The 12,222-nt window shown below is 76.0% G+C and carries 10 protein-coding genes; 1 reads left to right on the plus strand and 9 read right to left on the minus strand.

The annotated features are described in order from the left end of the window. Window positions 1-179: 179 nt before the first annotated feature. The 9 genes from ACFCX4_RS28050 to ACFCX4_RS28090 all read right to left on the minus strand — a co-directional run bounded on the left by ACFCX4_RS28050 (window position 180) and on the right by ACFCX4_RS28090 (window position 10,357). Window positions 180-1,373: a helix-turn-helix domain-containing protein gene (locus ACFCX4_RS28050; RefSeq protein WP_376148079.1), complete on the minus strand. Its 1,194-nt coding sequence runs from the start codon at window positions 1,371-1,373 to the stop codon at window positions 180-182. Between the two features lie 266 nt (window positions 1,374-1,639). Next, complete coding sequence (locus ACFCX4_RS28055) at window positions 1,640-1,909, minus strand: hypothetical protein (RefSeq protein ID WP_376148082.1); 270 nt, start codon at window positions 1,907-1,909, stop codon at window positions 1,640-1,642. 136 nt (window positions 1,910-2,045) lie between these two features. After that, the gene (locus ACFCX4_RS28060; RefSeq protein ID WP_376148085.1) at window positions 2,046-3,101 is read right to left on the minus strand and encodes a ketoacyl-ACP synthase III family protein; all 1,056 of its coding nucleotides are present in this window, start codon (window positions 3,099-3,101) and stop codon (window positions 2,046-2,048) included. Then, window positions 3,098-4,057, minus strand: coding sequence for a hypothetical protein (locus tag ACFCX4_RS28065; RefSeq protein WP_376148088.1), 960 nt, complete (start codon window positions 4,055-4,057; stop codon window positions 3,098-3,100). Before ACFCX4_RS28065 ends, ACFCX4_RS28060 begins: the two co-directional genes overlap by 4 nt. Then, window positions 4,054-5,295 carry a cytochrome P450 gene (locus ACFCX4_RS28070; RefSeq protein ID WP_376148091.1) on the minus strand — a complete coding sequence of 414 codons (1,242 nt, stop codon included), beginning with the start codon at window positions 5,293-5,295 and terminating at the stop codon, window positions 4,054-4,056. Before ACFCX4_RS28070 ends, ACFCX4_RS28065 begins: the two co-directional genes overlap by 4 nt. Then, entirely contained in the window at window positions 5,292-8,279 is a 2,988-nt protein-coding gene (locus ACFCX4_RS28075; RefSeq protein WP_376148094.1) for a PEP/pyruvate-binding domain-containing protein, read from the minus strand. The genes ACFCX4_RS28070 and ACFCX4_RS28075 overlap by 4 nt, the downstream gene beginning before the upstream one ends. After that, window positions 8,272-8,964, minus strand: a complete 693-nt coding sequence (locus tag ACFCX4_RS28080; RefSeq protein ID WP_376148097.1) for a nitroreductase family protein — start codon at window positions 8,962-8,964, stop codon at window positions 8,272-8,274. The genes ACFCX4_RS28075 and ACFCX4_RS28080 overlap by 8 nt, the downstream gene beginning before the upstream one ends. Continuing rightward, window positions 8,961-9,629, minus strand: coding sequence for a methyltransferase family protein (locus ACFCX4_RS28085; RefSeq protein ID WP_376148100.1), 669 nt, complete (start codon window positions 9,627-9,629; stop codon window positions 8,961-8,963). The genes ACFCX4_RS28080 and ACFCX4_RS28085 overlap by 4 nt, the downstream gene beginning before the upstream one ends. Further along, window positions 9,626-10,357, minus strand: coding sequence for an AfsA-related hotdog domain-containing protein (locus ACFCX4_RS28090; RefSeq protein WP_376148105.1), 732 nt, complete (start codon window positions 10,355-10,357; stop codon window positions 9,626-9,628). Before ACFCX4_RS28090 ends, ACFCX4_RS28085 begins: the two co-directional genes overlap by 4 nt. Window positions 10,358-11,336: 979 nt before the next feature. Here ACFCX4_RS28090 and ACFCX4_RS28095 point away from each other — a divergent pair. Continuing rightward, window positions 11,337-12,140 carry an MHYT domain-containing protein gene (locus ACFCX4_RS28095; RefSeq protein ID WP_376148103.1) on the plus strand — a complete coding sequence of 268 codons (804 nt, stop codon included), beginning with the start codon at window positions 11,337-11,339 and terminating at the stop codon, window positions 12,138-12,140. Window positions 12,141-12,222: the final 82 nt, after the last annotated feature.

Below are 12,222 nucleotides of genomic sequence, written 5' to 3' on the forward strand. Positions count from 1 at the left end.
CTGGTTTTTTTTAATACGCCCCCGCGCCGGGGGCCCGCCACGGGGGCCCCCCCCCGGGGGGGGCGGGGGGGCCCCCCGGCGTTTCCGGGTGCCCGCCGGGGCCGGGGACGGGGCCGAACACCGTGCCCGGGGGCTGTTCGTCCCAGGTCGTCAACCGCCGGTCGTTCACCGCCGCCTGTTCACCGCCCGGCGGAGCAGGGTGCGGGGTAGGAGCTCTGCGGCACCTCGAACGGCAGGCACGCCCCGCCCGGCGGCGCGAAGGCCATCAGGAACCCGCGGACCCGGTCGGTGTAGGGCCGCAGCCGGGCCGGTACGCCGTCCTCCTTCTGCACGACGTAGGTGGCCGTCCGGTAGGCGGCGGCGAGGTTCATCACCGGGTCGCCCGCGACGCCCTCCAACTGCGGGGCCAGGGTGCACAGGATGCGCCCGAGCGCCAGGATCGACTCCTCCGCGTCCAGCGGCGGAACCGGTACCCGGTCCTGCTGCTCCTCGGGCAGGTAGTAGCGCAGCACGCGCGGCGTCCAGCGCGCGATGCCGTACTCCTGCTTCACCGGATCGGCGAGCTCCGGGTCGAAACCGCTCTCGGTGGCGAGGATCGCGGCGATGAGCGCGGGAGTGATCTGCGGGACGGAACAGGAGGTGCCCGCCCGGACGATCGCCGGACGGAAGCGGTGTGGCACCGCGGCGGCGGTGCTGAACCAGTGGGCGTAGTCCGTCCGGGCGGCCGAGGACACCGTGAGCCCGGCGGGAGGTGCGCCGGCCTGCGACAGGCCGGCGCAGAGCAGCGCCAGGACGAGGAGCGCCAGCCGCCGCACGCCGCCCGGCGTGGCCGGACCGTAGGGCGCCGGCCGGGCGGGGGGACGTCGTGCCCCGCCGGTGAGCAGCACGGGCTCGGACCAGCCGCTGTCCCCGTCCATGGCCGCAGGCGCGGTGACGGCGACGATCCGCCCGCCCGCCGACGCCGGGGACCGGGCCGGACCGCCGGCCTGGTCCGCCCGGGCCGTGCGGTCGTGGCCGACGGTGCTGCCATCGCCCGTGCCGCCCTTGCCGCTTCCGGTGCCACCGCCACCGTCGCTGCCACCGCCGCTGTCGTCGTCGGCGGCGAGGTCCAGCAGGACACGGGTGCGCACCCGGCGCTCCTCCCACGCCGCCGGGTCGCCCCCGCAGGCCGTCACGTAGGCGGCCAGCACGGCCGGGCTCGGCAGTCGCTTGCCGGACGCGCAGGCCGCGAGGGTGGACGGCGCGAAGTGGGTGTGCGCCGCCAGTTGTTGGTAGGACGGCGAGCCGGCCAGCCGCCGGAGCATTCGCAGATCGTGGGCGAACCTCTCCAGCGGACCGGCCCCCGGATCGATTCTGTTCTCGCGCCGCCCCATGATCTCCCCCTTGAAGACGCCCTTGTCGGCCCGCCACTCCGGCTGTTCGGGTTCCCGTCCGGGCCCTCGGCGGAATGTGACGCCGCATCACTCAACCATTCGGGACTGACGGTTCATGCCCGGACAGCTGGCCGGACAGCTGCCCGGGCGGCCGACCGGGCCTCAGGCCGAAGCGGTGCCGGGGCGGCGGGGAGGGGCAGGAGCGCGTCTGCGGGGCGCGCGGGCGCGAGAGGTCCGGGGTGTCGGACATCTCCGCGGGGGGGGCGCTACCGGTGGTCCTGGCCGGGAACCCTCACTCCGGGGTGGGCGCGTCCTCGGTGCGGCGCCGAGGGGAGCGAGTGGTGCCGGGCCCGTGGCGGCGGGGGATGCTGCCGACGGGCCCGGTCCGCAGGGCGGGCCGGTCGGCGCAGGCCGACGAAGAGGCCGATCTCGGGCATCTCGGGCTGCTCGGCGTCCGGCTCGTCCCACTCCGCGCCGAGCTCGCGCACGACCTCGCCGAACCGGGCCGTCATCGAGCGGGGGCGGTCGTCCGGCACACCCTGTACTTCCGGTGGACTTTCGCGGCCATTGTCCTGGTCACGGGCTCCCCGGCGCGTCACCGCCCCCGTTCCCGGGCCGCGCCCCCACGGCGGCGGCCGGGATCCTCCGGGCGTGCGGCCGCCCGGCGCCCGCTCACCGGGCGGGGTGCTCCAGGACCTCGACGACGGCCGCCGCCAGCGAGATGCCGGCGCCGTTGGCGGTGAGCAGCACGTGGTCCCCCGGGCCGACGGCCCCGGTGTCCACCAGGTGGGCCAGCGACAGGTACTGGTCGCAGGCGCCCAGGTGGCCGAGGCTCCGGCCGAGTTCGAGCATGCCGCGCCCGGGGTCGATGCCCAGCGGACCCAGCAGCCCCTCCAGGTACCGCGGGTGGCCGCTGAAGACGTGGGTGACCCGGGTGACGTCCGCCGCGGTGATGCCCGCCTCCTCGATCACCTGCCGGGCGAGCCGGGTGCGGGCCTCGACGAGTTCGCGCGCCATGGCCCGGCGCAGGTCCTGGTCGGTGACCGAGTCCGCGTAGGTGCCCATCCGCACGCCGAGCGGGACCGCCGTACCGCCGGCCCCGCTCGGCGGGAACATCTCCTCGGTGCCCCGGTAGACCCGCTCCCACGAGGACAGCGAGGACTGGGCGAGCGAGCGGATCCGCAGCGGGCCCCCGGTCGCGGACAGGAGCACGGCGCAGCCGGCGTCGCCCAGGATCGAGCCGCGCCCGGCGCCCCAGCCGTGCGCGTAGGTGAACCGGTCGACCGCCGGGGTGCCGAAGTTGTCCGCCGCCGAGACGAGGACGGCGGAGTTCTCCGGCGCGTGGACCAGGTGGCCGTGCGCCAGGCGGGTGGCGTCCAGCATCGCCGTGCAGCCCTGGTCCAGGCCGATCGCGGGCGCCGTGGTGCCGAGCACCCGGTCCTGCACGTAGTTGGCGGCGTACCAGCCGTCCGGGCCCTGGTGGTAGGTGCCCGCGTGCAGGACCAGGCAGACGTCCTCGGCGGCCAGGCCGGAGCGCTTGAGGGCGAGCCGGGCGGCCTCGGCGGCGAGGTCCGGCGCGGGGGTGCCGTCGGCGACCGAGACTCCCGTCCAGCCGTCCGCCCGGGCCTGCTCCGCGCCCGGGCGGCCCGCCGCGATCGCGTCGGCGACCGGCAGGACCCGGGGCACGTGGGCGGCCAGCCCGGCGATGTACAGGTCGTCCGTCCTCATGCGGTGCCCCCGAGACCGATCAGCAGATGGCAGAAGAAGACCGCCGGCAGGTAGCCGGCCACGGCTGCGACCGGCCAGCGGGCCGCCCCGGTCCGGGTGAACGTCCGGGCGGCGAGCGCGGCGAGGACGAGCGGCAGCAGCGCCAGCCAGCCCCAGCCGGCCGCGCCGCCGGACCAGGGGCGCAGCACCGCCAGCGACACGGCCGCGGAGACGGCGGCGAACACCAGGGCGAGCACGACGGTGGCGCGCAGGCCGTACACCAGGACGTAGGTGCGCTCGTGCGGCCGCGGCTCGCGCACGATCTTGCGGGCGAGCTCGTGGTGGGTGGCGGCTGCCAGGATCACCGCCAGCGCCGGGAGCGCGTGCCCGGCGGAGCGCAGGACGGCGCCGGTGTCCAGACCGGCGTCGTGCAGGAACACCGCGTACAGGTAGAGGTTGAGCAGGATCTGCACCGGGGAGCTGAGCAGCACACCGGTGACCACCGCGTCGCCCTGCGGCCAGCCGAGCAGCAGTTCCGCGCCCACGAGGACGGCGGTGTAGACGATCTGGACGGCGATGAGCAGTTGGGCCGGCAGGTTCCCGGCGTTGAGCAGCAGCAGCACCACGGCGCCGGCGCCGGCCAGCGCGGCGAGGTCGCGGGGCAGGACCGCGCCCCGGGCCAGCGGGCGGGACGGGTTGTGGCGCCGGTCGTAGGGCAGGTCGCGCAGGTCGTCGACGGCCCGGATCAGCAGCAGCTCGACCAGGACGGTCACGGCGGCCACCGCCGTGCCCCAGCCGGGCCGCCAGTCCCGGACCCGCCCGTCGGCGGCGGCGAACAGGCCGGTGGCCCCGAACGCCCACACCGCGGCGAACACCAGGGAGAGCGGCAGCGGGAAGCTGCCGCGGACGAACGCCGCCAGGCGGGCGGTGAACGGGCCCGGTCCGGCGGGGGCGGCGGCCGGGAGCGTGGGGGTCATGCGGCCCGCTCCGCGGTGCTCCAGCGGACCGGCAGCCGCCAGACGCCGTTGATGAACATCGTCCGCCGCCACTCCAGGGCCTCCTCGGGGACGGCGGGTTCGAGCACCTCGAAGCGGCGGAGCAGCGCGCCGAGGCCGATCTGCAGCTCGGCGCGGGCGAGTTCGGCGCCCGGGCAGAGGTGGCGGCCGTACCCGAAGCCGAGGTGGGAGGCGGCGTCCGGGCGGTCCGGGTCGAAGGCGTCGGGGTCGGCGAAGACGGCCGGGTCCCGGTTGGCGGCGTCGGTGAGCGGCACGACGATCCGCCCGGCCGCCACCGGGCAGCCGCCCAGCTCGGTGTCCTCGGTCACCAGGTGCGGTGCGCCGCCGGTGTTGTTGAGGGAGGTGAAGCGGAGCATCTCCTCGACCGCCGCCGGCACCCGCTCGGGGTGCTCGCGCAGGGTCCTGGCCAGTGCGGGGTGCCGCAGGAGCAGCAGCACGCACATGCCGAGGGAGTTGCCGGTGGTCTCGTAGCCGGCCATCAGCATGCCGGAGCCGAGGGACACCGCCTCCCGGTCGGAGAGCCGCAGTTCCGGGTCGTCGGCGGGGCGGGTCGCCAGCCTGGTGAGCAGGTCGTCGGCCGGCTCCCCGGCCTCGGCGGCCCGCCGCTTGGCGGCGACCAGGGCGGCGAAGTACCCGTCGAGCCGGGCCTGGGCGGCGGCGACCTCCTCGCGGGCGTGGCCGGAGGTGGACATCAGGACGTCCACCTCCGCGCGCAGCATCGGGCCGTCCCCGGGCGGGACGCCGAGCAGTTCGCACATGACCCGCATCGGGAAGGGCACGGTGAAGCCGCCGACGAGGTCGGCCTCGCCCTCGGCGGCGCCGCCGGTGAGACCGTCGAGCAGTTCCTCGGCGAGGGCCTCCAGGCGCGGGCGCAGCAGGCGGACCCGGCGCGCGGTGAGCGCGGGGAGGACCGCCCGCCGGCGGCGGGTGTGGTCGGGCGCGTCGGCGGTGGCCAGCAGGACGGACTCGGTCCTGCGGGCGAACAGCGGGCGGGCCAGTTCGGTGTAGCCGGCCCGGCTGAACCGGTCGTCGCCCAGGACGGCGGTGACGTCCCGGTGACGGGTGACCAGCAGCGCGGGCTGTCCGCTGGACAGCCGCACGGGGTGCGGGGCGCCGGTGCGCAGCACGCCGTGGTAGCCGTCCGGCGGGCGCACGTCACCGGCGGGCGGGAAGGGGAAGCGGGCCGGGTCGTCGGTCACGGCGTCCCGTCCTTCGCGGCCTTCTCGCCGTTCGCGGCGCTCTCGCCCTGCCCGTCCGCCGCGGCGCGCTCGGACGTCCGCTCCGGGGAGCCCTCCGGCGGCTGCTCGGACGGCTGCTCGGACGGCGGGAGCAGCCGCACCGTGCCGGCCGTGCCGTCGATCTCGATCCAGGCGCCGTCGGGGATCGCGGAGGTCGCCCGCGGGACGGCGACCACGGTCGGGACGCCGAGCAGCCGGCCGGTGATCGCGGTGTGGGAGAGCAGGGTGCCGCGTTCGACCACCATGCCCGTCGCGGACATCATGAGGAACAGCCAGCCCGGGTCGGTCTCCCGGGCGACCAGGATCCGCCCGGCGGCCAGGTCCGGGTCGGTGGACGGGTCGAGCACCACCTTCGCCCGGCCGCGGACCACACCGCCGCTGGAGCCGATCCCGCGCAGCACGCCGTCGCTCGCGGCGCCCTTCGGGCCCACCGCGACGGCGTGCGGCAGCGCCCGGGCGAGCGGGAGTCCGGCGGGAATGCCCAGCAGGGCCGGCCGCTGCGGGTTCCCCGCCCACTCCTCGCGCTGGGTGCGGCGCAGCGCGACCAGGGCCCGCAGGTCGACGACCGTGCCGGTGCCGTCGAAGGCGCCGATGACCTCCTCGACGGTCAGGTCGGCGACGTCGAGCGGGTCGTCCAGCACGCCGGTGCGGGCGAGTTCCGCGCCGAGCCGCCACATCACGTCGCGGGAGAGGCCGAACAGCTGGGTGCGGCAGAACCGGGTGTCCTCGCGGATCCGGGCGAGGTCGCGGGCCAGCGTGGTGATGCCGAGCAGGACGGCGCGCTGCGCCGGGTTGGGGCACACCTCGCGCAGCCGGGCGCGGGCGCGCAGGGCGGCGGCCTGCTCGTCGGCGCGGTTGGCCGCGACGGTCGCGCCCTGGCGCACCAGCGGGCGGATCAGGGCGAGCACGGTCCACGGGCGCTGACGGGGGGTGGGCTCCTCCAGCTTGAGGTCGTGCAGCGCGCGGTCGCCGTAGCGGGCCACGTAGCCGCGGGCGGCGTCGCCGACGGCCGCGCCGTGGTGACCGGCCACGATCTCCTGCCAGAGCCGCTCGGGATCGCTCGTGTCGTCGAGCACGGCGGCGCGCAGCGCGGGTACCGAGCCGACGGTCTCGGCGAGGCCCATGGCGGCGCGGACCGCTTCGAGCGAGCGGTTCTCCCGTCCGCCGCCCATCAGCCCGACCAGGACCTGCGGGCCCTCCCCGGTCCAGCGGCGCAGCAGGATGCCGCCGGCGCCCAGCACGACCAGCGCGATGAACGCGTTGACCAGGGTCACGCCCCAGCGCCGGCCGGCCCGCTCCCAGAGCCGGCGGTAGAAGGCGATCAGCTCCTCGGGCGAGTCGCCGAGCGTCTCGGCCTCGGCCATCTGCTGGTCCCACCAGCGCAGGAAGCTCTTGACCTGCCAGGGGTGCACCAGGCTGCGCCAGGCCAGCCGCGGCAGCGCCCGGGCGACGGCCGGGGCGGCCCAGCGGCGTTCGCCGCGGGCCGGGCCGGTGATGCCCATAGCCTGTTCCCAGCCCCGGCGCACCAGCTCGAAGATCGGCATCTGCCCGTGCAGGGCGTGCCAGTCCTCCAGCCGGTAGTAGACCTGGCCCTCCAGGTAGCCGACCATCCGGGCGAGGCGGTGCGCGTTGTCCCGCACCCAGGACTCGGGCACGCCCATCCGGCGGTAGAGGTCGGTGAAGGAGCGGCGGTAGAACTCCCGGGACTGGGAGAAGGTGAGGGCGCCGGAGACGCCGGGGAAGCTCTCGGTGATGTTGTGGTTGCCCCAGTAGACGCGCGCCGCCTCCTCCTCGGCGGCCGTGGCGGCGGCGGTGGCAGTGGCGGCGGTGACGCCGGCCGTGGCGGCGGCGGTCCCCGCGGCGGTCGGTGCGGTCGGCGCGGTCGGCGCGGTCGGCGCGAGGACCATCGGGCGGGCCTGCACCAGATGGATCAGGCCGTCCCCGGTGAGCGCGCCCTCGATGTCCTGCGGGGCGCCGAACAGTTCCTCCACCCGCGCGGCCAGCTCCGACACCGCGCGCACCTGGTCGTCGTCGAACACCGGCGGGTCGGCGAGTTCGCCGGGCACCGGGAGCAGGACCGGGGCGCCGGAGACGGCGCCCTCGGGCAGGCCCATGGACCACCGCTTGTGCACGGTGGTGGCGGTCACCGTGCCGGTGGCCGGGTCGTGGAAGAAGTGGTCGACGTCGGCCTTCTCCTGGACGACGCCCTCGCCGATGCCGTACGCGGCGGCGACCACCCGGCGGTCCGAACCGTCGCGGGGGTCGCGGGTGAAGGCGACGAAGGACCGGCTGCCGAGGACCATCCGCTGCACGCCGACGGCGACCCGGGCGCCCAGCGGGTCCAGGCCGCGCAGCAGGCGGTAGCGCACCGCCTGCGGGTTGAACGCCGAGGCCCAGCAGCGCACCACCGCGTCGGCCAGGCCGTCCTCGTCGACGTAGAGGAAGCTGTCGCTCATGCCGGCGAAGGGGTCGACCGCGCTGTCCTCGCCGACCGCGTCGTCCTCACCGGCCGGGCCGCCCGCACCGGGGGTGTCCGTCCGCGCGACGGGCACCACACAGGCCCGGACCGCCACCAGGCCGTCCGGCCCGGCGAGTCCGGTGAACTCCTTGCGGACCCGTTCGGCCAGCGGGTCGGGCAGGACGGCGCCCAGCAGCGCCGCACGGGCCGCCGCGCACCAGGCCTCCACCGCGTCCGCCGCCGCGCGCCCGGCGTCGTCCGCCGGCCGCGGCCCGGTGGCCGGCGGGAGCGGCGACGGCAGCGGCGGCAGCCCGGGGCGCAGCGCGTCCAGCGCCTCGTCGAAGGCGGCGGCGGGCAGGCAGAAGAACTCCGGCACCCGGAAGCCGGCCCGCCGCAGCACCTCCTGACGGGCGAACTTGTTGCCCACCTGCGCCGCGTCCGTCAGCGCGTCGCCCCCGGTCTCCGTGGTCACCACCGGCTCAGTCATCCAGCCCACCGCCCCATGCCCCGCCGCCCCAGCCGTCCAGGTGCAGCACACTGTCCACGGACCGGCGCGGCGCCGGCCCGAATCCGTCCCCCATCACGTGCGCGGTGGGGATCAACGCGCCCTGGCGCACGTCGCGCGGCAGTCCGAGGATGCCGGCGACCTCCTCCTCCGCGTCCAGGTGCACCGTCGTCCAGGCGGTGCCGAGGCCGCGGGCGCGCGCGGCGAGCATGTAGCTCCAGGCCGCCGGGAGCAGCGAGCCCCACAGGCTCGCCTGGTTGCCCGCGGGCAGCGGCCGGCCGCCGAGTTCCAGGCAGGGGATCACCAGGACCGGTACCCGGTCCAGGTGTTCCGCCAGGTGCCGGCCGCCGGCCAGCATCCGGTCGGACACCGCGCCGCCGCTCGCCCCGGCGACGTCGGCGGCCGGCGGGTAGCGGGCCTCGAACGTCCGCCGGTAGACCGCCGCGATCCGCCCGCGCACGGCCGCGTCGGCCACCACCAGCCAGTGCCAGCGCTGGGTGTTGCCGCCGTTGGGCGCCTGGAGCGCGATCTCCACGCACTCCCGGACCAGCGTGGCGTCGAGCGGGCGGGTCAGGTCCAGCCGCAGCCGCACCGAGCGGGTGGTCGTCAGCAGTTCGTCCGGGGTGCGCGGAACCCCGACCCGGACCGGACGGACCGGGGCGCTCACCACAGGCCCGGCACCAGACGGGCGTGGCCGTCCGCGTAGGCGCGGTAGCCGGGGATGTTCACCAGCATGCGCTCCTCGGTGCGGATCCGGAAGGTGATCGCGGCGGCGAGCGCGAACAGCAGCAGCACGCTCAGCGGGTTCGCGAAGTAGACGACGAAGCCGACGTGCGCCGACAGCATGCCCGCGTAGGCCGGGTGCCGGATGAACCGGTAGACGCCCCAGGTGACGATCTGGTGGTCGGTCTGCCGGGTGACGTGGTGGGAGTAGAAGCGCCCCAGGGTGTGGATCGCCACCTGGCGCAGGACGACCCCGCCGACGAACACGGCCGCCGGCACGAGCAGCAGCGGCGACCAGTCGTCCCAGGGCAGCGGGCCGAGCACGGCCGCGGACACGGTCGCGATCCGGGCCGCCGCGTAGAGCAGCAGGCTCGCCGACTCGCGGGGCGCGGCGCCGGAGCTGCGGAAGGTCACCGGGATCTCGACGGCGATCCAGGCGAGGTAGCAGGCGGCCAGGACCGCCGCGACCAGGTCGAGCGGGTCGCCCGCGTGCCGCAGGTGGATCACCAGCCCGGTGCCGACCGCGAGGACCGCGACGACGAACAACAGCCGCGGTGCCTGCACCGCCCAGGACGGGCGCGGGCCCGTCGCCGGTTCCACCGTACTCACTTGGCCGACCTCCGCTTCAGGTAACCGGCGCGGCTGAGGGTGTGGACACCCATCTCGAACCGGCCGTGCCGCTCTCCGCTCTCCGCGTCCACCACGGCGAACCGGAACACCGCGCGCGCTCCGCGCACCGGTGCGAACTCCCACCACAACTCCAGCGGCACCTCCGCCGGCAGGCCGGTCGGCAGGTCCGCCTCCATCGACAGCCAGAGCATCTGGGCGTCGGCGTCCCGGCCGTGGGCCGTGTGGCCGAGCATGGTCGCCAGTTGCCGGGCCGACTCGATCAGCGCCCCCGGTCCGTGCGTCCCGGCGCCCGCCAGCCGGTGGCCCGGCGGCGGCACCAGCACCGCCGCCCGCTCGACCCGGGCCGGCTCGCCGACCAGGACGTTCTCGGCCAGGTGGCGGTGGACCAGGGCCGCGTCCGCGGGCTCCCCGGCCGCCCGCCCGGGGCCGGCCACGACGGTCCGCGCGGAGCCGGCCGACACGGCGGACCCCTCCGCCCCGCCGAGACCGACCGTGGCCCGGCAGACGGCCTCGCCGTCCTGGACGGCCGTCAGCCGCCAGGCCGGTCCGTCGTCGGCCGCGACCGGTTCGGCCTCCAGCCAGACCGGCGGGCCCAGCTCGCACATCCGGTCGAAGGTCAGCGACAGCCGGATCCGGCCACCGGCCGCGTCGATCCGCTCGGGCTCGCGGGCCCGGACCAAGTCCAGCACCCCCGCCACCAGGACCATGCCCGGCACGTGGTCGAGCGGGTGGTCGAAGAAGCAGCGGTCCCCCTCGTCGACCGGCAGGGGAACCCTCCGACCCGGCCGCGCCGGTTCCGCCGATGATCCGTCATCTTCGTCGATGACCCGCTCGAAGTCCTCCCCCGGAAAGTCCTCTGACGAACTGTCATGAACTGATGAAACATCAGTTCCGTACGAGACGCCTGGTACCAACGATGTCACGAGGACCGAGGAAACCATCGATCACCTGTCCGAGCAACCCGCTCACGTCAAGACCCTCCCGGGCCTCGCGCGCCGACTGAAAACACACTGCCGGCTGACCAAAAAAGCCCGTCGCCCCCAGCGCCCGCGGGAGCTCTCGGCGACACCCCGGGGCACGCGCCCGCCGGTGCGGGAGGACGGGGCCGGGGGCGGGGCCGGGGCCCGGCCGGGCACGACGGGGGCCACCACGACGCACGACGGCGCCGACGGGGTGCGGCGCGGGCCGGCTCCGGCCCCGGGCCGCGGGATCCGACAGGCCGGCCCGTGACCGGCCGAACACGGGCCTTCACCAAAGATCCCCGAAGAAGACCCCGGTCGACCCTTGACCCGGAGGGCTCGATAGTATGCATCCGCACGTGAGGCCCGGCAGGCGGCTTCCCGTCGCACGCGCCGGGCCGACGACGCCCCAGTCCCGCGTGCCCCGCCCCGTCTGCCGCCACCCCGTGGCCCCGCCCGTGCCCCCGGCACCGGACGGGCCGCGCGGACTCCGGACCAGCGCCCACGAGGAGCAGCATGACGGTACGACGAGCGGGCCAGGTGCGGCCGCGCCCCGATCCCCGGATCTGGGCCCCGCCGGACGCCGGACCGCTGCGATTCAGCTCGCCTTCCCCAAGGGTTCCGACTCTTCGCGTACCCCTGGACCCGGGACCACCCCGGCGGTCCCCGCGCCGCCCGGACCGTTCCCGCCCGAATTCACCAACGACACGTCAGCTCAGGTACTTTCATGCACCATACCGCCCCCATCGACGGCTTCCATTACGGCTGGATCAACCCGGTCCTGTCGTACCTCGTCGCCTCCACCGGAGCCGCGCTCGGCCTGCGGTGCACCGTCCGCGCCCTTGACCTGCCGCCGCGCCGCCGGCTCGGCTGGCTGCTGCTGGGCGCCGCCGAGATCGGCTGCGGCATCTGGACGATGCACTTCCTCGCCATGCTCGGCTTCAACGTCACCGGCTCCACCATCCTCTACAACGTGCCGCTGACCCTGTTCAGCCTGCTGCTCGCGATCGCGGTCTGCGGCCTCGGCATCCTCTACGTCGGCTACCGGCCGCGCGGCGTGACCACGCTGCTGATCGGCGGCACGGTGATGGGTCTGGGCATCGCCGCGATGCACTACCTCGGCATGGCGGCCATGCACGTCGAGGGCCGGGTGTCCTACGACTCGACCGTCGTGGCCGCCTCGGTCGCGATCGCCATCGCCGCCTCCACCACCGCGCTGTGGATGACCCTGAACATCACCGGCCTGCTCGCCTCGCTGGCCTCGGCCGGGATCGCGGGTGTCGCCGTGGTGGCCATGCACTACACCGGCATGGCCGCCGTCTCCGTGGTGCTGGACGGCCGGGCCCCGGCCGGCGGCCTGCCGGCCTCGCAGTTCATCACCCCGCTCGCGGTGGCGATCCTCGTGCTGCTCGCGCTCGGGGGGATCGCGCTGATGCTCTCCCCGCAGGACACCTCCCTCTCCGGGCGGCCCGACACCCGCCCGGCGCCCGAGGCGGAGCCGGTCCGGGTGCCGCTCTTCGACCGGCGGTGACGATCCGGCGGAGGCGACCGGCCCGGGCGATCCGGCCCGGACGCCTCCGCCCCGGCGGTCCGGCGCGGCCCGGCTCGGGAGT

The organism is Kitasatospora sp. NPDC056327 (assembly GCF_042261735.1).
GTDB lineage: Bacteria > Actinomycetota > Actinomycetes > Streptomycetales > Streptomycetaceae > Kitasatospora.